The organism is Mesorhizobium koreense, assembly GCF_031656215.1.
GTDB lineage: Bacteria > Pseudomonadota > Alphaproteobacteria > Rhizobiales > Rhizobiaceae > Mesorhizobium_L > Mesorhizobium_L koreense.
In genome coordinates this window covers 1,873,302-1,897,692 of sequence record NZ_CP134228.1, presented here as the reverse complement: position 1 = coordinate 1,897,692, position 24,391 = coordinate 1,873,302, and the positions used below count along the sequence as shown (strand labels likewise).

Here is a 24,391-nt window from a genome sequence, read left to right as displayed (position 1 = left end):
AATTACGGCACTTCCGTCAGCTTCCCGGCTTCGATGCCTGCATGGCCGGGAAGAATTTCGGCGAGGCATATTCCTTGCCGAACATCTGATCGTACTGGATCAGGCGAAAATCACGCAACACCGGGTCAGCCGGCTCCTTTTTCTGCCAATTGTCCACGGCGTTGCCATCCGCGCCGATCAGCATCTGCCGATAGACCACCGGATAGCGATCGCGCACCTGGCTGAGGAAGCCGGTGTAATAAGGATGCTCGATCCCGGCGAGCTTGAGAACATAGAGCGGGATGAGCGAGGGGCTGATCGTGCCGACATCGCGGACCGAACCGGAACGATTCGACCAGATGACGAGCGGCGTTTCGTGGTCCATCTTCATCTTGTCGACAGGGCCGCTGCGTGGTGCGACATTGTCTTTCAGGAAGCCGGTCGCGACATAGGCGGGGCCGAGCGGCGGCAGATGGTCGCCGAACATGACGAGGATCGTGTGCCGCTTGCGGTGCTTGGCCCAGTCCATCAGACTCGCCAGCGCCTTATCGCCGTCCGCCGTGCCCTGGGCGTAGCTCAGGATCGATTGCTTGGAGGCGTCGTCAGCCGTCGTCTCGACATCGATTGTCGGGTCTGTGTAGCGGAACGGCTCGTACGGACCATGATTCTGCAGCGTGACGGCAAAGAAGAAGAAGGGCCTTTTCTGCTGGTCGGCCTCACGGATGATCTCGTTGAAAAGGGCCTTGTCGGAGACGAGCGGGCCATGTGTGTCGAGCGGCGGCAGGTTCTCCTCCGACATGAAGCTGTCGAAGCCGAAATCCTTGTAGGTCGTCCCGCGGTTCCAGAACCACTTCGCGAACGGATGCAGCGCGCGCGTCACATAGCCCTGCGAGCCGAGGAAGGACGCGAGCGACGGCATCGGCCGACGCATATATTGCTGATAGGGGATACTGCCATACGGCAGGAAGGCATTCGAAAAGCCCGTCAGCGCCTCGAATTCGATATTCGCGGTAGTACCGCCGAACTCCGGCGAGAACATCTCGCCCGAAAGATTGGCGCGCACTGTCGGGATCGGGTCGGGCGTTATCTTGGTGTTGGGCAGCCGGGTCGCATCCCAGAATGATTCGTTCATGACGATGATGATGTCTGGCGCATCGGACGGCACGGAGATGGCCGGGCCTGCCGCGAGGCTTTCGATTGCCTTTTTCGAGTAGCCCTTCGGCTTGGCGACATCGGCCATCGGCACGTTGAGGATGAAGGCGGCGGCAAAGCCGTTATGCGAATAGTTCTCCTTCTGGTCCCACATGATGGGGCTGATGCTCAGTCGGTCGCGCACCCACGAGAAAGTGGAATAATCCATGACCGATGCGAAGGAGGCGAGCACCGGCAACGCCACGGCAAGCCGCAGGATACGCCCGCGCCAGGCGATCGGCGCCTTCCGACGCCACAGCATCAGCGCCGCGATCAAAAGGGCGACACCGCCGACCGCGCCGGCAACCACCGCCACCATCGTCCACGGCCGCTCGCGTGCGAGCAGCGGCAGGAGATCGAGAATCTGCCGCGCATAGAGGATATCGGCCGGATAGAGCGGATCGCCGAGATAGCGCGCCTTCTCATGGCTGATGAAGGCCAAGGCAAGTACGATCGGCCCAACGATGATCACTGCCTGATGCGCTCGCCCCAGTATCGCATCAAGCGCGATCAGAAACAGCGCGAAGAGAAGGATCGTCGACCAGCCCGGCATTTCGACGGTCGAGAAAAACTGCACCGTCTCGGCAAACGAGCCGCGCACGATAAGTTCGACCAGAAAGACGAGAGCGGACGCAAGAACGACGGTGACCAGCACCGAGCCCGCCGTCCGCAGCAAAGGCCAACGCCGCGCGGCTGGCGTGCCCTCGCGAACCGACGAAGATTCAGAAACCGGGTGATTTTGAACCGAACCCGTCAACGCATCTCTCCACGCAGCAAGCCACGCCTGTCGCGCAGCCGTCATATGGCTGTCATCCAATTGTCACATAAGTTAGACGGCGCGGAAGAAAAGTGACGTTTTCGTAATGTCCATCAAATCTTACGCAAAGCCGAAACGTCGCGTGAATGTCAGGCGCAAGAGAAAATCGTGGAAGGAAGACGGGTTTGGTTCAATTCAATATGAAATGAAAGTATCGAAAAGTAATTTTACATTGAGAACTATGATAACTGCCGCGACAACCCATGCAATGCAGGCAGTCTTTCTTGATATTGCGAATTCCCCCATCTGGCCACGGTCGGTGACGAACCGGATCAAAGGCACGATGGCGAAGGGCAGTTGCATGGATAGAATGACCTGGCTGAGCACGAGAAGCTTGGCGGTCCCGCTTTCTCCATAGAGCGCCGTCACGAAAACCACCGGCACGATGGCGATGCCGCGGGTCACGAGCCGCCGCGCCCATGGCGGCATCCGAAGCTGCAGGAACCCCTCCATGACGATCTGCCCGGCAAGCGTTGCCGTGACGGTCGAATTCAGGCCGGATGCGAGCAGCGCCACCGCGAACAGCGTCGAGGCGATACCAAGCCCCAGAAGCGGCGACAGAAGCTCGAAGGCCTGGCCGATCTCCTCGACCTGATGGCCGCTGGTATGGAAACTCGCCGCCGCCACGATGAGAATGGCCGCGTTGACGAACAGTGCCAGCATCAGCGCGATGGTCGAATCGATCGTCGCGAACTTCACCGCCTCCCGCCTGCCTTCCGGGTTCCGCTTATAGGCGCGCGTCTGCACGATCGAGGAATGCAGGTAGAGATTGTGCGGCATGACCGTCGCGCCGATGATGCCGATCGCGATGTAAAGCATCTCGGGATGGCGGACGATCTCGGGCGACGGGACGAAACCGCGGAGCAATTCGCCGACCACCGGCTGGGCCGCGATCACCTGAACGCCGAAGCAGACGGAAATGACGATCAGCAGCGCCACAACGAAGGCTTCCAGGTAGCGGAATCCCTTGTGCATCAGGAGAAGCACCAGGAAGGCGTCGAGCGCGGTGATGAGCGCGCCGGCGATCAGCGGGATGCCGAAAAGCAGATTGAGCGCAATCGCCGTGCCGATCACCTCGGCCAGATCGCAGGCGATAATGGCCAGTTCGCACAGGAACCAGAGCGCCAGATTGACCGGGCGAGGGTAATACGCGCGGCACGCCTGTGCCAAATCCCGGCCCGTCGCGATGCCAAGCCGCGCGGCAAGCGCCTGCAGCAGGATCGCCATCAAATTGGAAAGCAGGATGACCGACAGGAGCGTGTAGCCGAATTTCGAGCCGCCGGCGAGGTCGGTCGCCCAGTTGCCGGGGTCCATATAGCCCACCGAGACCATGTAGCCCGGACCGGCGAAGGCAAACAGCCTTCTCAGCCAGGACGCGCCATGCGGAACCACCACCGTCGAATTGACCTCGGCGAGGCTTGCCCTGCCGCCCTCGGCGAGGTCGGAACGGCTTTCGTCGATCGTACGGGATGTGACCTGGAGCATGATCTTCAATCTGAATATAGCAGATGCTATAATTAAGAGTTAATGCTAACTACCGGTTTGTCAAGATGCCATCGTCGCCTCCTTCCAGTCAGGGGGTTCCAATTCCCCGCCCGCTGACGCAAATAGGGGTGATTGGGAGAACCGCCGGGACGACCATGGTGAGCCGACCGACGCATGCCGACGACCCTTCGCTTCCGGATGCGGATGTGCAGGCCGAGGCGTTTCGCCAGGCGCGCGAAGCGCGCAAGGTGGAACTGTTCGAGGATTATGTCGAACTGATAGACGATCTGATCCGCGACGGCGGCGAAGCGCGTCAGGTGGACATTGCCGCACGGCTCGGCGTGGCCCAGCCTACCGTGGCGCGCATGCTGAAGCGGCTGATCGAGGAGGGGCTGGTCTCGCGCAAGCCCTATCGCGGCGTCTTCCTGACCGAGCGCGGCCGCACGCTCGCCGAGCAAAGCCGCATCCGCCATGGTATCGTTGAACGTTTCCTGATCGATATCGGAGTGGATCCCGAGACCGCCCGCCGCGACGCGGAAGGCATCGAGCACCATGTCAGCGAGGCGACATTGGAAGCCTTCCGGCTTTATTCCGCAGGCTGCGCCAGGCGGAGATAGCGATCACTCCATCACCGCATGCGTCCCCGCCCCGCTTCCCGCCTGGTGCTTCGGCGAACGCAGGAGGAGAATGATCGGCATGGCCAACAGACAGATCACCATCATCAGCCTGAAATCGTCGAGATAACCGATCATGGCCGCCTGTCGCGTCACCTCGCCGTTGATCTGGGCGAGCGTCATGGGATCGCCTGTCAGGAGCCCCGGGGCGTGGTTGACGACGTTGCGGTTGAACGGCGTCAAAAAGCTGCCGATCTCCGCGTGGTTGACCTGTGTCATCTGGGCGAGGACCGTCGAGACCACCGAGATGCCGATGCTGGACCCGACATTGCGCACGAGGCTGAACAGGCCGGTCCCGTCTGTCCGGTAGCGGGGTGGAAGGGTGGCGAAGGCAAGCGTGGTAAGCGGCACGAACACGAGGCCCATGCCGATCCCCTGGACGACGCCGCTGGTGATGAAGGGCCAGTCCGACATGATGATGGAGAATTCCGCCATCATGTGCATGGAATAGGCCGTCAGCGTCAAGCCGATGAAGACGAGGATGCGCGCATCGACGATACGCGTCAGCCGCCCGACGATGATCATGGATAGCATCGTGCCGACGCCGCGCGGCGCCATGACCAGCCCGGTGGTGATGACGGGATAACCGAGCAGGCTCTGCATCAAGGGCGGCAACAACGCCAGGCTCGCCAGAAGCACGATGCCGATGATGAAGATGAAGACCAGGCCCATCGAGAAGTTGCGATCCCGGAACATGGCGATGTCGATGAAGGGATTCTCGGCCGTCAGCGAATGAACGACGAATACCCACGCGCCCGTGATCGTCAGCGCAAGCTCGATCCAGATTTCAGGCGAATTGAACCAGTCGAGCTGTTCGCCACGGTCGAGCATCATCTGGAGCGCGCCGATGGCGAGCGACAGCATGGCGAAACCGAACAGGTCGAAGCGGCGTTCTCGTGTCGGCTCCTTGGGCAGGAACACTAGGATGCCGGAGAAGGCGAGGATGCCCACCGGCAGGTTGACCAGGAACACCCAGCGCCAATTGTAGCTTTCCGTCAGCCAGCCGCCGAGCGTCGGCCCGATGATCGGCGCCACCATGATGCCCGCGCCCCACAGGGCCATCGCCTGACCATGACGCTCACGCGGGTTAATATCGAGGAGAACGGCCTGCGAAAGGGGAACCAGCGCGGCGCCGCACAGACCCTGGAAGAGGCGGTACATCACCATTTCCGGCAGGCTCGTGGCAATGCCGCAGGCGAGCGAAGCAAGCGTGAAGCCGGCGACGGAAAGGAGGAAAAGGTTCTTGCGGCCCAACCGGTCCGAGAGCCATCCGGTCACCGGCGTCATGATCGCGGCGGCGACGATATAGGACGTCAGGACCCAGGTGATCTGGTCCTGCGCCGCATTGAGGCTGCCCTGCATGTGAGGCAGAGCGACGTTGGCGATCGTGGTGTCGAGCACCTGCATGATCGTGGCCAGCATCACCGCCACGGTGATGGCGCCGCGGTTGCTGACGGATTCTGCAGCCTGCCCGCTAGCGGCCGCTCCGCTCATGTCAGAATATCCCGCGATCGAGCCGGGTCTTGCCAGTATCGACCGTCACGTCGGAGCTCATGCCGGCACGCAGGATGTCGGCGCCTTTCTGGTCGACGCGTATCCGGACGGGAATACGCTGCACGACTTTGACCCAGTTGCCGGTCGCGTTCTGCGCCGGGATCAGCGAGAATTCCGAGCCGGTCCCCTGACCGATCGACTCGACCTTGCCTTCGAGCTTCAGCCCCGGATAGGTGTCGACCGTCACCACGACCGACTGGCCGGGATGCATATCGGTGAGCTGCGTTTCCTTGAAATTGGCCTCGATCCAAGTGTCGCTCGTCTCGACCAGCGAGAGCATTTCGGTGCCTTCCGAGACGTACTGGCCGACATTGACCTTGGCCACCTGGCTGGCAATCCCGTTCTTGGGCGCCTTGACCGTCGTGCGCGCCAGATCGAGCACGTCCTTTTCCTTCGCAGCCAGCGCGGCCTGGACGGTCGGGTGGGCGTCGATCGGCGCACCGGGATTGCCGTCGAGGGCGGCGGCCGCGGCATCGACGCCTTTCTGCGAAAGCTCGACCTGCGCGTCGGCCTGCTGTGCCGCAAGCCGGCTCTCGTCGAGCGCCGAGGCTGCCGCGAAGCCCTTGCCAGCAAGCTCGACGGAACGCGTCAGTTCACGATGCCTGATCTCTGCCGTCGCCTGATCGGCCTTCAGCTTGGCCTCGGCTGTCGCGTAGGCGGCGTGCAATTGCTTGACTTGAAGCCTTGCGTTCGCCAGCGCCGCATCCGCCTGATCGACCGCGATCCGGAAGGGTTCGGGATCGATCTTGAAGAGCACGTCTCCCACCTTGACCTTCTGGTTTTCCCGGACGTCGACCTCGATGATCTTACCCGCGACATCGGACGAGATGGCGGCCATCGTCTGCTTGACGTAGGCGTTGTCCGTCTCGATGTAGCGGCCACCGGTCAACCAGAAATAAGCCCCCGCCACCGCCAGCAGCAGCGGCACGCTGACCATCAGCACAAGACGCCACATACGCCGCTTGCGCCTCTGCGGCGGGAAAGAGGTCTCCGGAACGGCCGTCTTGACGTCCGCCGGTACTTCGACACGCGCATTCATGCAATTTCTTCCTCGCGAACCGCGATCACCCTGGAAAGGTTCGCGTTGATCCTGTTGAGCGTACCAACCAGCCGCACGCGCTCGTCTTCCTCGAATCCGGCAAAGGCATCTTCGTAGACTTCCGCCGCCACGACCTTCATGACGTCGAGCAGTTCGCGGGACCTCTCCGTGAGGTAGACAAGCTTCGCGCGTTTGTCCGCCGGGTCGGGCTGGCGCACGACGAAGCCGCCCGCTTCCATGCGATCCACCAGGCGGCACACACTCATCGGCTCGATCTCGAGGAGATGCGCCAGCGCCACCTGGGTCAGCCCGTCATTGCGCGACAACTGCGCCATCGCGCGCCATTGGGCGGAGGTGATGTTGTAGTCGCCCGCCTTCTGCTCGAAGCGCCGGCGCAGGAGCCGCGCCGTATCGTTGAGCAGATAGCCGAAGCCGTTGAGAGTGTTCCTTGGCGATGCCATAAGCGCCGATATAATCACCTAGCTTATTATATCAAGTTAATTCCGCACCGATCGGTGACCAAAATGCTGTCGCCGCCGAAATCTCCGAAAAAGCGGCATCTACCGACGCACCTCAGAGGGCAGCCCGGCCCATACCTATCAACAGGTTTGCGGCGGCGAGGCGATCAAAACTTACCAAAGGGCACCGACCCGCCGCACCATTTTGTTTGCACGAAGCGGTAAAGCTGTTAGGGGAAAAATGCGATTCTCGCGCACGTGTAAAAGCACGGCGCCGAGAACAGCCAAGGAAGGACCGCCGGTCGGGAGCAGGCGGTCCGATACTCGTTGAGGGGAGGAAAAGCGGGTGGGGTTCCATCTTGCCATTGACCTGTCGCCGGCGACGGAGGTCATAGGAGCCATCGTTCTGGCCGTCGCGGCGGCCGCATTGTGGACGCTCCTGTTCGACCGCCGGATGACGGTCCTGATCGCGCTGGCGCGCATCATCGACCGGATAACCGCCTTCGTCGGCAAGGCGGTTTCCTGGCTGATCCTGCTGGCCGTTCTCGTCAGCGCCGGCAATGCGATTTCGAGAAAGGCATTCGATGTCGCCTCGAATGCCTGGCTCGAATTGCAATGGTATCTGTTCGGCGCGGCCTATCTCCTCGCCGCAGCCTATACGCTCCAGCAGAACGAGCACATCCGTATCGATATCCTCTACAACATGTATTCGCGCCGTAAGCAGAACATTGTCGATCTGTTTGGGCATATCTTCTTCCTGATGCCCTTCGTTCTCCTGATGCTTTCCTATTTCTTTCCTTACGTCCTGCTCTCCTACCATTCCGGCGAAGTATCGACGAATGCCGGCGGCCTCATCATCTGGCCGGGTAAGCTGATGCTGCTTCTCGGATTCGGGCTGCTCGCACTGCAAGGCGTGTCCGAGATCGTCAAGAAGATCGCCATCATGCGCGGCCTGATGCCTGATGAGCACCAGCATGTCGCAACGCACCAATCCCTCGACGATATCGAGGAACTCGATCCCTCGGAGATCCGCTGATGATCGAGTTGATCGCGCAGAACATGGCGCCAATCATGTTCGCCGCCCTGGTGATCTTCCTCATCATCGGGTACCCCGCCGCCTTCGCGCTCGCCGCGAACGGGCTTCTGTTCTTCTTTATCGGCGTGGAACTGGCGCCTTATTCGGGCGGCAGCATTTCGCTGTCATGGCCGCTTCTCTACGCGCTTCCCGAGCGCTTCTGGGGCATCATGTCGAACGAGACGCTGCTTGCAGTCCCGTTCTTCACCTTCATGGGCATCATCCTCGAACGATCCGGCATGGCCGAGGATTTGCTCGACACGATCGGGCAATTGTTCGGCCCGGTCCGCGGCGGCCTCGCCTACGCGGTCATCTTCGTCGGTGCGCTTCTCGCCGCGACGACCGGCGTGGTCGCGGCTTCCGTCATCGCCATGGGCCTGATCTCGCTCCCGATCATGCTGCGCTACGGCTATGACAGGCGCATCGCCAGCGGCGTCATCACCGCGTCCGGCACGCTCGCCCAGATCATCCCGCCCTCGCTGGTGCTGATCGTTCTGGCCGACCAGCTCGGCCGCTCCGTCGGCGACATGTATGCGGGCGCGATCGTGCCCGGCCTCGTGCTGACCGGCCTCTACATGGGCTACGTTCTTATCATGTCGATCGTCAGGCCGGACTCGATGCCGGCTCTGCCGCCCGAAGCACGCACCCTCGGCTCAGGCGTCACGTCGCTGATCGTGGCGCTGGTGATAGCGGTTGCCGTCGCCTACGGCGCGAACCGCATCCTCATCCCCCATTACGGCCAGAACGCCGACATCTGGGGCGCGACGATCGGCATCATCGTCATCTACGTCGCGGCGATCCTCGATAAGGGCCTGAAGATCGGTCTGATGTCACGATTGGCGCAGCAGGTGGTCATCGTGCTCATTCCGCCGCTGGCCCTTATCTTCCTCGTGCTCGGCACCATCTTCCTCGGCATCGCCACGCCGACCGAAGGCGGCGCGATGGGCGCGGTCGGCGCGCTTGTCATGGCGGCGGTAAAGGGCCGGCTCTCGATGGACGTGGTCCGGCAGGCGCTCACCTCGACAACGCGGCTCTCCTCCTTCGTGCTCTTCATCCTGATCGGCGCGCGCACCTTTTCGCTCACCTTCTACGGCGTCAACGGGCATCTCTGGGTGGAGCATCTCCTGCTGTCGGTGCCGGGCGGCGAACTCGGCTTCCTGATCGTCGTCAACATCCTGGTTTTCGTCCTCGCCTTCTTCCTCGATTTCTTCGAACTCGCCTTCATCCTCATCCCGCTGCTGGCGCCCGTCGCGGACAAGCTCGGCATCGACCTGATCTGGTTCGGCGTGCTCCTGGGCGTCAACATGCAGACGAGCTTCATGCACCCGCCGTTCGGCTTCGCATTGTTCTACCTGCGCTCGGTCGCTGCCCGCGTGCCCTATATCGACAAGGTTACCGGAAAGAAGATCGAGCCGATCACGACCGGCCAGATCTACTGGGGCGCGGTGCCGTTCGTCGTCATCCAGGTCATCATGATCGGCCTAACCATCGCCTTCCCGCAAATGGTGATGCGCTACAAGGCCGATGCCGTTCACGAGGACATAACGAACATCCATATCCAGGTGCCGGGTCTGGGCGGCGGCGGCATAGGTTTCAATCCTTTCGCCACGCCGGGCAGCGGCAATGCGCAGTCACCTGGCCTCGGCGGTACGCCTCCGGGCCTTGGCGGCACACCGCCGGCGCTGGGCGGCGGTAACAACGCACCCAAGCCGGCAACACCCGCTCCGGGGACCGACCTCAGCCAGCCGCCTAAATTCAACTAGGACGCACCAAGGAAGAGACGGCGATGTCCGAAAGGCCCTCGTCTCTCCTTCGCCGTCATCGTCGCCTTCTGGGCCTGCTGGCGGCGGTGGTTGTGCTGTACGTGACCGTTGCTTATTTCGTGCTGCCGCTTCTATGGGTCCACTATGAACATCAGCGCGGTCTCACTGGCCTGCCGATGGTAACCCGTACCGGCGACGACCTTCCAGGGGATCCGCTCAACATAGGCATGGTCGGAGCAACAGAAGACCTGGTCCACGCCATGCACGCTGCCGGCTGGCACCCGGCCGACCCCGTTACCTTCCGCACCAGCATCGGCATCATAGGCAGCGTCGTTCTCGATCGTCCCTATCCGGACGCGCCGGTCAGCCCGCTCTTTCTCGATGGCCGTCGCGAGGATCTCGCTTTCGAGAAGCCGGACGGCAGGAGCGCTGATCGCCGCCACCACGTCCGGCTGTGGCGCGTACTGGAAAACGGCGAAGAAGGACGTCCGGTCTGGCTTGGCGCGGCGACATTCGACAAAGGCGTCGGCATCAGCCGCTATACGGGCCAGGTGACGCATCACATCGCGCCGGACATCGACGCGGAGCGCGAATTGCTGGCGCACGAATTGGAGGCTGCGAAGATGGCGACCGAGACCTACGAGGTTTCCGGCATCGGGCCGACCCTTCTCGGCCGCAACGGCGGCGGCGACCCCTACTACACCGATGGTGAAATCCGCGTGCTCGTTCTCACAAGAGACGGCCGTCCGGCCACCACAGCACCCGTCAACCTGCCATCGCCTCCCCTGATCGAATGGAAGAACCGGCTCTGGCACGGCGTCGCCGACTGAAAAGGCCCCGGCGCTTGCCGGGGCCTTTCGATCATGAAATCAGGCGGCTCAGAGCTTTCCGGCGCGCTGCTGGATCATCATGAACGTGTCATAGGTATATTCCGCGACCTGCGCCCACAGATAGGCGTCCTTCTTGAACGCGGTCTGGCTGTCGTAGATCTTCTTGAAGCCCGCATTCGACGCGGTGATTTCCTTGTAGGTCTCCATCGCGGCGTTGAACGCGGCCTCGAGGATCTCCTGGCTGAACGGACGCAGCACCGCGCCGCTACCGACCAGGCTCTTCAGCGCGCCCGGGTTCTTATAGTCGTAGTTGGCCATCATGTCGCAGTTCGCCGCCTCGCAGGCGGATTTCAGCGCCGCCTGGTAGGGCTTCGGAAGCGCGTTCCACTTCTCCAGGTTGATGAGAGAGTGCAGCGTCGGGCCGCCTTCCCACCAGCCGGGGTAGTAGTAGTATTTGGCGACCTTGGCGAAGCCGAGCTTCTCGTCGTCATACGGGCCGACCCATTCGCAGGCGTCGAGCGTGCCTTTTTCCAGCGCCGGGTAGATGTCGCCGCCGGCGATCTGCTGCGGCACCACGCCAAGCTTCTCGATGATCTTGCCGGCGAAGCCGCCGATGCGCATCTTCAGACCCTTGAGGTCTTCGAGCGTGTTGATCTCCTTGCGATACCAGCCGCCCATCTGCACGCCGGTATTACCGGCCGGCAGTCCGTAAAGCCCGTGCGTCGCGAAGAATTCGTTGAGCAGGTCGTTGCCGCCGCCATAGTACAGCCAGGCGTTCATCTGCCGGTCGTTGAGGCTGAACGGCACCGCCGTCGCCAGCGCCCAGGTCGGATCCTTCCCCCAGAAATAATAGCAGGCCGTATGGCACATCTCGACCGTACCGGCCGCCGCGGCGTCCATCGCCTGCAGGCCCGGTACGATTTCGCCGGAAGCGAAAACCTGTATGTTGAAATTGCCGTCGGTCGACTCCTTTACGTAGTTGGCCATGGTCTGCGCGGCGCCGAAAATCGTGTCGAGCGACTTCGGGAAGGACGAGGTGCACCGCCATGTCACCTTCGGCTGCGACTGGGCGATGGCCGGTGCGGCAAGCGTTCCGGCGGCTGCGACGCCGGCGCCGGCAGCACCTGCCTTCTTGAAAAACGTACGACGATCCATTGAATTTCCTCCCGAGTTGACAAACGGCGGCCAGGCTTTGTTTTCCCCTTGGCCCGCCGCCGTGCCGGACATCAATACACGGGCGGTTTCGTTAGTCCAGTATACATTTCAAGGTGATCCAGCGCCTTCACGCGGCGGCCCAGAACGCAAAAACCCGGAGCGCAGCGCGCCCCGGGTCGGCATGCAATCGGCTGTGACGATCAGAGCTTTCCGGCGCGCTGCTGGATCATCATGAAGGTGTCGAAATTGTATTCGGCCACCTGGTCCCACAGATAGAAGTCCTTGCGGAACGCCGTGATCGAATCCCACACCTTCTTGAAGCCGGCGTTGGAGGCCATCATCTCGGCGTAGACCTTGTTGGAGGCGTCGAAGCAGGCTTCGAGGATCTCCTTGCTGAACGGCCGAAGCTGCGCGCCCTGTGCCACCAGCCGCTTGATCGCCGCCGTGTTCACATAATCGTACTTCTGCAGCATGTCGGCGTCGGACGCCTGGGCCGCCGTGCGGAAGAGCGACTGGTAGGTCTTCGGAAGGCTCTCCCACTTCTCCTTGTTGATCATGTAGCTGACGCTCGGGCCGCCTTCCCACCAGCCGGGATAGTAGTAGAACGGCGCCACCTTCACGAAGCCGAGCTTCTCGTCGTCATAGGGACCGACGAATTCGCAGGCGTCGAGCGTGCCCTTCTCCAGCGCCGGGTAGATGTCGCCGCCGGCGAGTTGCTGCGGCACCACGCCAAGGCTTTCCAGCACCTTGCCTGCAAAACCGCCGACGCGGAACTTCAGCCCCTTGAGGTCGGCGACCGTATTGATTTCCTTGCGGAACCAGCCGCCCATCTGCGTGCCGGTATTGCCGCCGGGGTACGCGACCAGGTTCTTGTCGCTCAGGAAGTCGTTCATCAGGTCGATGCCGCCGCCGTGATAGAGCCACGCATTGCGCCCGCGCGCATTGAGCGCGAACGGCACGTCGGCGAACAGCGCCCAGGTGGGGTCCTTGCCCCAGTAATAATATGCCACCGTATGCGCGACCTCGACCGTACCGGCCGCCGCCGCGTCCATCGCTTGCAGGCCCGGAACGATCTCGCCGGCGGCGAAGGGCTGCATGGTGAAATTACCGTCCGTCGCTTCCGACAGTTGCCTGGCCATGTTCTCCGAGGCACCGAAGAGCGTGTCGAGAGACTTCGGGAAGGACGACGCACAGCGCCAGGTCACTTTCGGCATCGACTGCGCGATTGCGGGTGCCGCGAGCGAACCGGCGGCCGCGACGCCGGCGCCGGCAACGCCTGCCTTCTTGAAAAATGTACGACGATCCATCGAGATTCTCCGTAACGGTTGGGGGAATTGGACAGCAAAGCTGACCGAAAAACTCAGGATGCACCCTATACAAGGCGGCAATGGTGTCCAGAGCAAAAGCCTGAAAAACACGATGGCATAATACTAAGGTAATCTGGCGTAAGAGCTGTTTTCCTTTTCGCGGGTTTGTTTTCGCTCACGCCCGTACCGCCGCTGACGCGGTTGAGCTCCGCGGGGGCGCGCCATCGGGCGCGACGCCCGGTCGGGCGTTTGGGGATGTTCGCCTGAAGCTTATTGCCGTTGTGGACATCCTTTCCTGTCTGCGCCCCTGCGTACCCCCCTCTGTCCTGCCGCACATCTCCCCCTCAAGGGGGGAGATCAGCCCGCCGCGCTCTTGGCTCCCCTTTTCTGCAATGCCGAAGGTTAGGCGGAGACCGCGATGCCAGCCAATCTCCCCCCTTGAGGGGGAGATGTCCGGCAGGACAGAGGGGGGTGCGAAGGGGCAAAAGACTATCCGCATTTGCCTTCCAGACATGCCTCATCTTCGCCACGCTGCCCTTCGGGCCCTGGCCATTGTTCACTTGGGAAAGACGGGCGGCGGCAGGCTCGCTCATCTAAGCAATTTACGTGCGTCCTCTCGGCCGCCCCGTCCGGCGATTTCTGTTCCCGCCTGTTCCGCTGCTCCCGAAGCGCTCTTCTGCTTCGGGTCTGTGTGCCTTCTTCCGGCACGCAGGGGTCATAGTGCCCCCAGGGGAACCTCCAGACGGGACCTCCCCGGCCGTGATGCCACGTCGGCATCACGGCGGAGGCGCCGGCTCCTCCCCACGCAATCACCGTCATGATCGGTGTTCCCGATGGGAGGAACTGAAAGGGAGTATGGAGGAAACGCGGAAGGCATGGATAAAAGGAGAGAAGAAAAATGCGGGAAGCGCGGAAGCTAGCGGCTTCCGGAGGCCGGCAGGCTTGATCCCATCCACGTTTTCGCCGGCCAACCCGACGCGCGTCATGCCGGTTCAGATATCGGCGAGGCGAGCGTCGAAGAAAAGCGGATCAAGAAATGGCGTCGCGAGGTTAGGCCCTGGCCACGATTGGAAATCCCGGCAAATAATATTATCTCTTTGCTGCCGGCCTTGCCGGAACAGCTCTCCGAGGATTTCGATGAACCAGCCGCTGGTTGCCGTCTCCACCGATGTCAGGGCGTTCGAGAATTACGTCTGGCATGCGGCGCCTGAGCAGTATCTGGAAGCGGCCATATCCGCCTCCGGCGTGCTACCCGTCCTCGTCCCTTCCTTCGGTGAGCGGCTCGATCTGGAGGCTCTTCTCGCCGCAGTGGACGGTGTCATGGTCACCGGATCGAAATCCAATGTGCATCCCTCGCTCTATGGCCGCGAGGCGACGGAGGCAGACGGCCCCTACGATCCGGGCCGTGACGCGACGACGCTGCCACTTATCCGCAAGGCGGTGGCGCGAGGCGTTCCGCTGCTTGCCATCTGCCGCGGCATACAGGAGATGAACGTGGCGCTGGGCGGCACGCTGGCGACGGAGATACAGGAGCGCGAGGGCGCGATCGACCACCGCGCGCCGGCAAGCGCCAGCCAGGACGAGCGCTTCGCCATCCGCCAGAAGGTCTCCATCCGGCCGGGAAGCTGCCTCGCCGGCATCTTCGGCGCGGGCGAGGTCCAGGTGAATTCGCTGCACCGCCAGGGAGTAGACCGGCTTGGCCCCAGGCTAGATGTCGAGGCCGTCGCCGAGGACGGCACGGTCGAAGCCGTGTCGGTCAGGGGCGCCCCGGCCTTTGCCGTCGGCGTACAGTGGCATCCCGAATATTGGGCGCACAAGGATGACGCCTCGCGCCGTATCTTCGAAGCCTTCGGCGATGCAGTGCGCGCGCATGCCGCCGCGCGGACGACGGTGCGACAGGCGGCGGAATAGGATCGCTTGCGGCGGTCTATCGTTCTGCGATGAGCGACAGGATCCTGGAGCGCGGGCGGATGGATTCGTAGCCGGCCCCGTCGGCCTGCGCGAACCGGACCAGCGTCCGTCCGCCCCTGCCGATGAAGTCGACCGTCCCGTCATCCCCCTCGCGCCACACGGCCGCATCGCCGAGCGGCGCGAAGATCGCGGCGCAGCGCGGCCCCGGCTCGATAAGTGAACGACCGTCGGAAAGCTTCCGCCCCTTGCGCACGATGCAGCTCATCTGGCCGCCGGCGTTCTCCAGCCGGAAGACCGTATCCGGCTTCAGGAGAGCCTCTGTCTCGACGCTCTTTGCCGGCGCCTCGTCGATCGCCGTCACAGGCTTTTTCAGCGCCGCCACGCCGAGCGTCGCGGCCAGCCCGGCCACCAACCCGATGGATAACAAATTCATATGCTGGCCCCCCGGCCACGGCGAAAATGCCGCCTTTCACCGGGAGAATGGGGAACAAGCCTTAAACGGGCGTTAAGAAATCCTAAGATTTGGGCTGGAGGTGCCGCGTCTCCGATACCGGCGTGATCGCCTTTCCTTCGGAAAACCAGGAGGCCAGATTATCGACCTGCAGATCGGCCATCGCGTCCCGCGTGTACACACTGGCGGAGCCGACATGCGGCAGGAGGCAGGTGTTGGGCGCATCGAGGAGCCGTCGCGGCACGTTCGGCTCGTCGGCGAAGACGTCGAGGCCGGCCGCGTGGATGGTGCCGCTTTCGAGCGCCGCGGCAAGCGCGTCCTCGTCCACAGAACTGCCGCGCCCGACATTGACGAACACGCCGTTCGGGCCGAGCGCCTTGAGCACTTCGGCGTTGACGGCCTTTTCGGTGCCCTTGCCGCCGGGGGCCACGCAAATGAGCGTATCGACGGCCTTCGCCAGTTCGACGAGGCTTGGATAGTAGGTATAAGGCGAGCCCTCGACCGGATTCCTGTTGTGATAGGCAACCGGCATGCCGAGCACTTCGAGCCTGACCGCGATCGCCTTGCCGATGCGGCCCAGCCCGAAAATGCCGGCGTGGCGCCCCCGCAAGGTCGCGCGGGTCAGCGGATAGGAGCCTTCCTTCGGCCAGCGCCCTTCGCGCAGCCATTTTTCCGCGCTGGGCAGTTCGCGCGCCGCGTTGATAAGGAGGCCGAGCGCCGTGTCGGCGACCTCTTCGGTCAACACGTCGGGCGTGTTGGTGACCATGATGCCCTTCGCTGCAGCATGGGCAGAATCCACCGCGTCATAGCCGACGCCGAAATTGGCGATGATCTCGAGCTTCGGCAGCGCGTCGATCAGCGGGGCTCTGACCGGAGCCATCGAGGCGATGCCGCGCACGCTTGCCGCCATCGCGGGCGTGACCAGCGTCGCGTCGCCGGTCGGTATGTGCTCCATCGCAAACGTATCGCCTATACGCTGACGCGCATGCTCGTTGAGGGGGCCCGGCACAAGCACGCCGATTTCACCCAAAGCTTTCATTCCGTCTCTCTCACTTCTTCATCTTTCTTTCGGTCGGCCGGTGGACTGACGAACATGCAGTTCCGGTCGGATGAGTTCCTGCCCGCCATGGACTTCAATACCGCTCAGGCGATCGAGCAGAGCCCGCGCGGCGCGGCGCCCGACTTCGCGCTGCCCATTCCAGACGGTCGTCAGCGCAGGAGTGGCGATTGCCGCCTCTTCCAAATCGTCATAGCCGGTGACCGAGATATCCACGCCCGTCACCATGCCCGCGCGCGCGATGCCGTTCATCAGTCCGATCGCGACGAGGTCGTTCCAGCAGACGGCGGCCGTCGGTTTGTCCTTCAAGGCCAGGAATTGTTGCGCCGCCTCGAAGCCCGACTGCTTGGTACGCGGGCCGGACAGCCGCCATTCGGACTTCAGTTCCATGCCGGCCTTTTTCATGGCGATCACGTAGCCGCGATAGCGGTCGCGCCCGGTAGAAGTGTTGTCCGTGCCGCCGATCATGGCGATGCGGCTGTGTCCCAGCGAGATCAGATGGTTGGTGGCAAGGCCGATCCCGTAGGCATCGTCGCCGCGAAAGACGGGCACATCCGCGCCCGTCACGCTGCGGGCGATCAGCACCGCCGGCAGACCGTTCTCCTCGGCCAGCGCGATGTCCTCCTTCGGCGTGCCGATCGCCGCCGACATGATGACGCCGTCGGCGCCGAGCTGAAGCAGCGTGTCGATGAAGGTGCGCTGCTTTTCCAGATCGTCGTAATGGTTGCAGAGCAGGAAGGTCTGGCGGCCGCGATCGAGCTCGGATTCGATCGAACGCAGGATCTCGGCGTAGAACGGGTTCATGATGTCGTGCACGACGACGCCGACGATACCCGAGCGGGACGTCCGAAGGCTCGCCGCGCGGCGGTTGTAGATATAGCCGATGGCGCGCGCGTGCTCCTTGATGCGCTCGCGCGTCTTGTCGGCGACGAGCGGCGAATCGCGGAGCGCCAGCGACACCGTGGCCGTCGATACCTTCAGCGCATCGGCGATCGTGGACAGCTTGATCTTCTGGGCCAGAACCCTCTCCCGGCAAGCGAGCCTTAAACAGTTTAAAGCTGCTTATGCCATCGAAAGATGGCCGGATCAAAGCTTTTTCGGCTGCAGCGGCGTTACGCGGAAGGAGGCTATTCGGCGGCGGCCGGCGTCTCTTCCTCGGTTCCCTCGTCCGCCTCGATATACTCGGCATCCGACAGGTTTGCCTCGATACGCCGGAGAAGCTTGGCGAGCGTCTTCTGCTCCTTCTTGTCGAGGCCCTTCAGCGCGAGTTTCTGCGTCTTGCGCACGGATTTCTCGATCGCCTTGATGGCATCGCGCCCGCTTTCCGTCAGGAATACATGCGCCTGCCGCCCGTCCTGCTCGGAAGCCTGTTTGGCAAGGAAGCCCTGGCCCTGCAGCCGGTTGAGGGTCTTGGTGATGGTGGGCGGCCTGACGCCCAGGCGGAGCGCGAGCTGGCCGGGCGTCTGCCCGTCCTCTTCGGCCAACGCCAGCACGATCTGGTCCTGCCCGGGATAGAGGCCTTGGCCGTTCAGCCGTGACGCCAGAGCGGTGCGCGAAAGCCGCGCGGCCGATTGCAGCAGATTCATCGTCGCGACCCTGTTGCCCCTGGCCATGGCTTTTCCTCTCCGGCCGTCCGGATACGAAACTTAGCGGCAGCCGAAACTTTCGCAACCGTCATGCCGCTGGCGACATTTTGCCGGCAACGGATGTGCTTTCATTGCAGACCCATGTGACAGCCGGATGACAATCAAGGGGCGTGCAATCGGGAAGCCGCCGTCCTATATGAAACGCGCATCCGAAAGAGGAATACCATGACCGACACCCAGGCGCAGATCCCGGTAACCGTGCTGACCGGTTACCTCGGGTCCGGCAAGACGACGCTTTTGAACCGCATCCTTTCGGAGGACCACGGCAAGCGCTACGCCATCATCGTCAACGAGTTCGGCGAGATCGGCATCGACAACGACCTGATCGTGGAATCCGACGAGGAAATCTACGAGATGAACAATGGCTGCGTCTGCTGCACGGTGCGCGGCGACCTGATCCGCGTCGTCGAGGGGCTGATGCGGCGACCGGGCCGTTTCGACGCGATCCTGGTCGAGACGACCGGGCTTGCCGATCCCGTGCCGGTTGCGCAGACCTTCTTCATGGACGACGACGTACGCGCAAAGACCAGGCTCGACGCCGTGGTGGCGCTGGTCGACGCCAAGCATCTGCCGCTCAGGCTTAAGGACAGTCGCGAGGCGGAAGACCAGATCGCCTTTGCCGACGTGGTCCTGCTTAACAAGACCGATCTCGTCAGCGAGGAGGAACTTGAACACGTCGAAGCGACGATCCGTGCCATCAACCCGTCGGCGCGCATCCATCGCACGACCCGCGCCGGCATCGACCTTTCTGAAGTGCTCGACCGCGGCGCCTTCGACCTCGACCGAGCGCTGGAGAACGATCCTCACTTCCTCGACGCGGACGAACATGACCATGACGGGCACGACCACGATCATGACCATCATCACGATCATGACGGCCACGATCATCACCACCACCATCACCATGACGGCGAGCTGTCGGACATCCACGACGTGACGGTGCAGTCGGTGTCGCTCAGAGGCGGCGAGATGGACTCACGGAAATTCTTCCCCTGGATCCAGAAGGTGACGCAGCTCGAAGGCCCGAACATCCTTCGCCTCAAGGGCATCATCGCCTTCAAGGACGATCCCGACCGCTACGTGCTGCAAGGCGTGCACATGATCATCGAGGGCGACCACCAGCGCCCGTGGAAGGACAGCGAGAAGCACGAAAGCCGGCTTGTCTTCATCGGCCGTGAGCTCGACGCCGAGCGGCTGACAAAGAGCTTCGAAGCGTGCATGGCGGCCTGATCGCCTGATGCCCACCGTCGCCCCGCTCGACCTCGACGGCCATTGCGTGACCGCCGCCTTTATTCGTGGCGTCCCGCATTTCGCGCTCGCCGACGGCACCGTCCACCGCCTCGACCACGGCCACAAAACGGCGGAAGTCCATGATGGCCTGCTCTGCGCCGTGCCGTCCCTCGACAACGGCACGCTTCTCACCGGCGGCGAAGACGGCAAGGTCGCCGAACTCTCGGCGGACGGCACGGTGAAAATCCTTGCCGAAGCCGGCCGCAAATGGATCACGAGCATCGCCGCCGGTCCGCAGGGCGCGGTCGCCTACGCCACCGGCCGCACGGCGATCGTCCGCCTCGGTGACGGCAAGACCCGCGCCTTCGAATGCCCGCGCTCGGTCGAGGGGCTGGCCTTCGCGCCGAAGGGCATGCGGCTCGGCATAGCGCGCTACAACGGCGCGACGCTCACCTTCCCCGCCACTGAGGGCAAGCCCGTCGAACTGGAATGGGCCGGCGCCCATACCGGCATCACCTTCTCGCCGGACGGCAGTTACCTCGTCACCACCATGCAGGAGAATGCGCTCCACGGCTGGCGGCTCGTCGACGGCAGGCACATGCGCATGGCCGGCTATCCGGCAAAGATCAAGAGCTTCTCCTGGTCGCCGAAAGGGCGCTGGCTGGCGACCTCAGGCGCGTCGGCGGCCATCGTCTGGCCCTTCACCGGCAAGGACGGTCCGATGGGCAAGGCGCCCACCGAACTCGGCACGCGGGGCGACACGATGGTGACGAACGTCGCCTGCCACCCGGCCGAGGAGATCGTCGCCATCGGTTATCAGGACGGCATGGTGCTTGTCGCCCGCATCACCGACCAGAAAGAAGTGCTGCTCCGCCGCCCCGGCAAGGGCGCCGTCACCTCGATGGCCTGGGACAGCGACGGCAAGCGCCTCGTCTTCGGCAGCGACGCCGGCGATTGCGGGGTTATAGACATCGGCGCCTAGGCGGAACCCGGAAGCATCCCCCGCCGTTCGGCAGGCATGTACGCATTTTCGACGAGCCTCCGATGAACGCCGCCTCTCCACGAGGGAAGATACAGGCCGATCTTTTCGCCGAAGCGGCCAGCAATGCGGACGCGCCGCAGAGCCTGCGAGAGGCGCGCGAGGCAGCCGCAACCTGCCGGCGCTGCCATCTGTGGGAATACGCCACCCAGACCGTTTTTGGCGAAGGACCGGGGAGCGCCACGGTGGTCTTCGTCGGCGAGCAGCCGGGCGATCAGGAGGATCTGGCCGGCAAGCCTTTCGTCGGGCCGGCGGGCAAAATGTTCGACGCCGTTCTGGAAGATGCCGACTTCGACCGGAAGAAGACCTATGTCACCAACGCGGTCAAGCATTTCAAGTTCGAGCCGCGCGGCAGGAAGCGCATCCATTCCAAGCCGAATGCCGGTGAAATCCAGGCCTGTCACTGGTGGCTCCACAGCGAGCTGAAGCTGATCAAGCCCGAACTCGCAGTGGCGCTCGGCGCGACAGCGGCCCAGTCCCTGCTCGGCAGGGCCATACCGGTGACCAAGCTGCGCGGCACGACGGTGGAGCGGGAAGACGGGCTGAAAATCTTCGTCACTGTCCACCCCTCCTATCTCTTGCGCATCCCGGATGAAGTCGCCAAACAGGCGGAGCGGCGGAGATTTCTCGACGACATGAGGAAGGTGAAGAAACTGGCGGGGATGTGAAGCTGATGAGGCCTGCGACGCTGGTCCGCTGATTGGTGTTTCGGTGCGTCCTTCGAGGCTCGCTCCGCTCGCACCTCAGGATGAGGGGGGCTTTTACACTCGGCCTAATCCCTGAGATGCGGCATCCGGCATAACAGTGTGTTCCAAGCTACCAGAACTTCGGCGACCAACACAAACCTCCCTCATCCTGAGGTGCGAGCGGAGCGAGCCTCGAAGGACGCACCGAAACGCCGGTCACCGCACCAACACAGCCCGAAAATCATTCACATTCGTTCCCGTCGGTCCCGGTACGAACAGATCGCCGATCGCGCCGAAAGCACTCCACGCGTCGTTGTTGGCAAGAAAGGCGCGGCCATCGACCCCGGTTTCCCTCAGCCGCGCGGCAGTCGCGCCGTCGCAGAATGCTCCGGCATTGTCCTCCGAGCCGTCGATCCCGTCCGTATCGGCGGCAAGCGCGTGGATACCATCTGCCCCGTCGATACCGAGCGCGAAGGCGAGCAGGAACTCGCTGTTGCGCCCGCCCTTGCCCTTGCCACGGATCGTTACCGTCGTCTCGCCGCCGGAGAGGATCACCACCGGCTTGCGGAAGGGCCGGTCACGCAGCGCCACTTCGCGCGCGATCGCCGCATGCACGCCGCCCACCTCCCGCGCCTCGCCCTCGATGGCGTCGGACAGGATCACGGCTTCGACCCCCTGCCGCTTCGCCTCGGCGGCGGCGGCTTCCAGTGATACGGCGGCCGACGCGATGATGTGCACCTCGTTGCCGGCGAAGCGCCGATCGTCCGACTTCGGTGCATCGGCGGATGGAGAATTGAGATGCGCCATGACGGGCGCCGGCAGGTCGAGCCGATAGGCTTCGACGATCGCCAGCGCATCCTGCCGCGAGGCGCGATCGGGCACGGTCGGGCCGGAGGCGACGAATGCCGGATTGTCGCCCGGGATATCCGAGACAACGAGCGAAACCACCTTCGCCGGATAGGCGGCCACCGCGAGCCGCCCGCCCTTGATGGCGGAAATATGCTTGCGCAGCGTGTTCATCGCCGAAATGGGCGCGCCGGAGGCAAGCAGCGCCTTGTTCACCGCGATCTCGTCGGCAAGCGTGAGGTCACCGGCCGGCGCGGGCAGAAGCGCCGAGCCACCGCCGGAAATCAGCGCAATGACGAGATCGTCTTCAGTGAGGCCAGAAACCTGGTCCAGCAGCCGCCGCGCGGCTTTCAATCCGGCTTCGTCCGGCACCGGATGCGCCGCTTCCAGCACCTCGATCCGCTCGCAAGGCGCGGCATAGCCGTAGCGCGTGACCACGACGCCGTCGAGCGGTCCGTCCCAGGCCTTTTCCAGCGCCCGCGCCATCTGCGCGGAACCCTTGCCTGCGCCGACAACGATCGTACGGCCCTTTGGCTTCGCCGGCAGATACGCGCGGATCGTCCGCTCCGGATCGGCGGCCGAGACGGCGGCGTTGAAGAGCGAGGTCAGGAAGGGTCTGGGGGCGAGGATCATGCGGCAATCGGCGGAATGCTTGTAAAACGTCTACACAGGTGCCCTCTCGCACCCCCCTCTGTCCTGCCGGACATCTCCCCCTCAAGGGGGGAGATCACGCCGGCCGCCCGGGCCGGCTCTAATTCTGCAACGATTCCGAGATAGCGCCGGGCGGTGCCGCTGCCAATCTCCCTCCTTGAGGGGGAGATGTCCGGCAGGACAGAGGGGTGCGAAGGGGCCCAAGTTTTTCAGAACCATCCCTCCCTCATTCCTCGCCCAACGCGCTCTTCGCCGCCCTGCCCGCGACATAGACCTCGACCGCCGCGCGGTCGTCGCCAAGCGTCTGCAAGAGGAAAAGCTCTTCGGTCAAGGTCCCGGTCCGTTCCATCCTGAGCCTCATCGCGGGCGTCGCGCTCGAATTAAGCACCACGATGTCCGCGTCGCCGCCGATCTCCAGCGAGCCGACGCGGTCGCCGATCGACAGCGCCTCGGCGTTGCCACGCGTGATCTGCCAGAAGGAGGCGAGCGGGTTCAGCTTCTCGCCGTTCAGCGCGACCACCTTGTAGCCCTCGTCCATCGTCCTCAGCATCGAATAGTTGGTGCCGCCGCCGACATCGGTCGCCGACGCGATGCGGAGCGGCTTATCCCGTTTGCGGTAGCGCTGGTAGTCGAAAAGACCTGAACCTAGGAAAAGGTTGGAGGTCGGGCAGAAGACGGCGACGGAGCCGGATTCGGACAAGGCGTCGGCCTCGCGCTCCGACAGATGGATGCAATGGCCAAACAGGCTCTTTTTCCCCAGCAGGCCGTAATGGTCGTAGATTTCGGTGTAATCCTTCGACCAGGGATAAAGCTCCTGCGTGAACGCGATCTCGTCATGGTTCTCCGACAGATGCGTCTGCATGTGGCAATCGGGGAATTCGCGCACCAGCGCCTCGGCCATCTCCATCTGCTCCGGCGAAGACGTGATGGCGAAGCGCGGAGTGATCGCATAATTCTGGCGCCCCTTGCCGTGCCATTCCTCGATCAGCGCCTTCGTGTCGTCGTAGCCCGACTGCGGCGTGTCGGTGACGCCGTCCGGCGCATTGCGGTCCATCATCACCTTGCCGGCGATCATCAGCATGTCGCGTTCATGCGCCTCGGCGAAGAAGGCTTCGGCGGAAGATTTGTGCACCGAACAATAGACTGCCGCCGTCGTCGTGCCGTGGCGGATCAGTTCATCGAGAAACAGCCGGGAGATGCGCCTTCCATGCTGGGCGTCGCGGAAACGCGCCTCCTCGGGGAAGGTGTATTCGTTCAGCCATTCGAGCAGTTCGGCGCCGTAGGACGCGATGACCTGCATCTGGGGGTAGTGCACATGTGCATCGATAAAGCCGGGGAGAAGAAGATGCGGCCGGTGGTCGATGACGGCGGCGCCCTCCCCCGCCTTCCTGCTCACCGAGACGTAGTCGCCACGCGCGGTAATCTTGCCGGCGCGGACGAGTAGCGCGCCGTCCTCTTCGTAAAGATAGGATGCCTTGTCGTCGACGCCTCGCGGCTCGCGCAGGAAGGCGAGCAGGCGCCCGCGAATGATGGTCTCGTTGGCCATG

At 63.3% G+C, this 24,391-nt stretch carries 21 protein-coding genes; 8 read left to right on the top strand and 13 right to left on the bottom strand.

Annotated features, from left to right (window positions below):
* Window positions 1-16: 16 nt before the first annotated feature.
* Together RBH77_RS09060 and RBH77_RS09055 are read right to left on the bottom strand one after the other, a co-directional pair.
* Complete coding sequence (locus RBH77_RS09060; protein WP_371832853.1) at window positions 17-1,972, bottom strand: LTA synthase family protein; 1,956 nt, start codon at window positions 1,970-1,972, stop codon at window positions 17-19.
* 150 nt (window positions 1,973-2,122) lie between these two features.
* Window positions 2,123-3,472 (bottom strand): Nramp family divalent metal transporter, encoded by a 1,350-nt coding sequence (locus RBH77_RS09055; protein ID WP_311031793.1) that lies wholly within the window; start codon window positions 3,470-3,472, stop codon window positions 2,123-2,125.
* A gap of 158 nt (window positions 3,473-3,630) precedes the next feature.
* Here RBH77_RS09055 and mntR point away from each other — a divergent pair, with 158 nt between their 5' ends.
* Window positions 3,631-4,089 (top strand): manganese-binding transcriptional regulator MntR, encoded by a 459-nt coding sequence (mntR, locus tag RBH77_RS09050; RefSeq protein ID WP_311031792.1) that lies wholly within the window; start codon window positions 3,631-3,633, stop codon window positions 4,087-4,089.
* 3 nt (window positions 4,090-4,092) lie between these two features.
* On the opposite strand, the gene RBH77_RS09045 is transcribed toward mntR, so the two are convergent.
* Genes RBH77_RS09045 through RBH77_RS09035 form a run of 3 tightly spaced genes read right to left on the bottom strand, consistent with a single transcriptional unit; the run spans window position 4,093 to window position 7,200 of the window.
* A complete protein-coding gene (locus tag RBH77_RS09045) occupies window positions 4,093-5,640 on the bottom strand; it encodes a DHA2 family efflux MFS transporter permease subunit (protein ID WP_311031791.1) in 1,548 nt (515 codons plus the stop codon).
* 1 nt (window position 5,641) lies between these two features.
* On the bottom strand, window positions 5,642-6,739 hold the full coding sequence (locus RBH77_RS09040) for an HlyD family secretion protein (protein WP_311031790.1): 1,098 nt from the start codon (window positions 6,737-6,739) through the stop codon (window positions 5,642-5,644).
* The gene (locus RBH77_RS09035) at window positions 6,736-7,200 is read right to left on the bottom strand and encodes a MarR family winged helix-turn-helix transcriptional regulator (RefSeq protein ID WP_311031789.1); all 465 of its coding nucleotides are present in this window, start codon (window positions 7,198-7,200) and stop codon (window positions 6,736-6,738) included. Before RBH77_RS09035 ends, RBH77_RS09040 begins: the two co-directional genes overlap by 4 nt.
* A gap of 451 nt (window positions 7,201-7,651) precedes the next feature.
* Here RBH77_RS09035 and RBH77_RS09030 point away from each other — a divergent pair, with 451 nt between their 5' ends.
* Genes RBH77_RS09030 through RBH77_RS09020 form a run of 3 tightly spaced genes read left to right on the top strand, consistent with a single transcriptional unit; the run spans window position 7,652 to window position 10,865 of the window.
* Window positions 7,652-8,233, top strand: coding sequence for a TRAP transporter small permease subunit (locus tag RBH77_RS09030; RefSeq protein ID WP_311032480.1), 582 nt, complete (start codon window positions 7,652-7,654; stop codon window positions 8,231-8,233).
* Window positions 8,233-10,035, top strand: coding sequence for a TRAP transporter large permease (locus tag RBH77_RS09025; RefSeq protein ID WP_311031788.1), 1,803 nt, complete (start codon window positions 8,233-8,235; stop codon window positions 10,033-10,035). Before RBH77_RS09030 ends, RBH77_RS09025 begins: the two co-directional genes overlap by 1 nt.
* Before the next feature lie 23 nt (window positions 10,036-10,058).
* The gene (locus RBH77_RS09020) at window positions 10,059-10,865 is read left to right on the top strand and encodes an LssY C-terminal domain-containing protein (protein WP_311031787.1); all 807 of its coding nucleotides are present in this window, start codon (window positions 10,059-10,061) and stop codon (window positions 10,863-10,865) included.
* A 48-nt stretch (window positions 10,866-10,913) separates the two neighbouring features.
* Here the strand turns inward: RBH77_RS09020 and RBH77_RS09015 are convergent, their stop codons facing one another.
* Window positions 10,914-12,020, bottom strand: coding sequence for a TRAP transporter substrate-binding protein (locus tag RBH77_RS09015; RefSeq protein ID WP_311031786.1), 1,107 nt, complete (start codon window positions 12,018-12,020; stop codon window positions 10,914-10,916).
* A gap of 200 nt (window positions 12,021-12,220) precedes the next feature.
* Window positions 12,221-13,327, bottom strand: coding sequence for a TRAP transporter substrate-binding protein (locus RBH77_RS09010; RefSeq protein ID WP_311031785.1), 1,107 nt, complete (start codon window positions 13,325-13,327; stop codon window positions 12,221-12,223).
* Between the two features lie 1,137 nt (window positions 13,328-14,464).
* Here RBH77_RS09010 and RBH77_RS09005 point away from each other — a divergent pair.
* Window positions 14,465-15,238: a gamma-glutamyl-gamma-aminobutyrate hydrolase family protein gene (locus tag RBH77_RS09005; RefSeq protein WP_311031784.1), complete on the top strand. Its 774-nt coding sequence runs from the start codon at window positions 14,465-14,467 to the stop codon at window positions 15,236-15,238.
* A 16-nt stretch (window positions 15,239-15,254) separates the two neighbouring features.
* Here the strand turns inward: RBH77_RS09005 and RBH77_RS09000 are convergent, their stop codons facing one another.
* The 4 genes from RBH77_RS09000 to RBH77_RS08985 all read right to left on the bottom strand — a co-directional run bounded on the left by RBH77_RS09000 (window position 15,255) and on the right by RBH77_RS08985 (window position 18,359).
* Window positions 15,255-15,671, bottom strand: coding sequence for a hypothetical protein (locus RBH77_RS09000; protein WP_311031783.1), 417 nt, complete (start codon window positions 15,669-15,671; stop codon window positions 15,255-15,257).
* An 82-nt stretch (window positions 15,672-15,753) separates the two neighbouring features.
* Window positions 15,754-16,728, bottom strand: a complete 975-nt coding sequence (locus RBH77_RS08995; protein ID WP_311031782.1) for a 2-hydroxyacid dehydrogenase — start codon at window positions 16,726-16,728, stop codon at window positions 15,754-15,756.
* An 18-nt stretch (window positions 16,729-16,746) separates the two neighbouring features.
* Window positions 16,747-17,766: a LacI family DNA-binding transcriptional regulator gene (locus tag RBH77_RS08990; RefSeq protein WP_311032479.1), complete on the bottom strand. Its 1,020-nt coding sequence runs from the start codon at window positions 17,764-17,766 to the stop codon at window positions 16,747-16,749.
* A gap of 107 nt (window positions 17,767-17,873) precedes the next feature.
* Window positions 17,874-18,359, bottom strand: a complete 486-nt coding sequence (locus RBH77_RS08985) for a MarR family winged helix-turn-helix transcriptional regulator (RefSeq protein WP_311031781.1) — start codon at window positions 18,357-18,359, stop codon at window positions 17,874-17,876.
* A gap of 198 nt (window positions 18,360-18,557) precedes the next feature.
* Between RBH77_RS08985 and RBH77_RS08980 the strand changes: the two genes are divergently transcribed.
* The 3 genes from RBH77_RS08980 (at window position 18,558) to RBH77_RS08970 (ending at window position 21,329) form a co-directional block, all read left to right on the top strand.
* Window positions 18,558-19,622, top strand: a complete 1,065-nt coding sequence (locus RBH77_RS08980) for a CobW family GTP-binding protein (RefSeq protein ID WP_311031779.1) — start codon at window positions 18,558-18,560, stop codon at window positions 19,620-19,622.
* Between the two features lie 7 nt (window positions 19,623-19,629).
* A complete protein-coding gene (locus RBH77_RS08975; RefSeq protein WP_311031778.1) occupies window positions 19,630-20,604 on the top strand; it encodes a WD40 repeat domain-containing protein in 975 nt (324 codons plus the stop codon).
* A gap of 62 nt (window positions 20,605-20,666) precedes the next feature.
* The gene (locus RBH77_RS08970) at window positions 20,667-21,329 is read left to right on the top strand and encodes a UdgX family uracil-DNA binding protein (RefSeq protein ID WP_311031777.1); all 663 of its coding nucleotides are present in this window, start codon (window positions 20,667-20,669) and stop codon (window positions 21,327-21,329) included.
* A 234-nt stretch (window positions 21,330-21,563) separates the two neighbouring features.
* Here RBH77_RS08970 and RBH77_RS08965 read toward each other — a convergent pair whose 3' ends face one another.
* Window positions 21,564-22,826: a glycerate kinase type-2 family protein gene (locus RBH77_RS08965; RefSeq protein WP_311031776.1), complete on the bottom strand. Its 1,263-nt coding sequence runs from the start codon at window positions 22,824-22,826 to the stop codon at window positions 21,564-21,566.
* 244 nt (window positions 22,827-23,070) lie between these two features.
* Entirely contained in the window at window positions 23,071-24,390 is a 1,320-nt protein-coding gene (guaD, locus tag RBH77_RS08960) for a guanine deaminase (RefSeq protein WP_311031775.1), read from the bottom strand.
* Window position 24,391 lies beyond the last annotated feature (1 nt).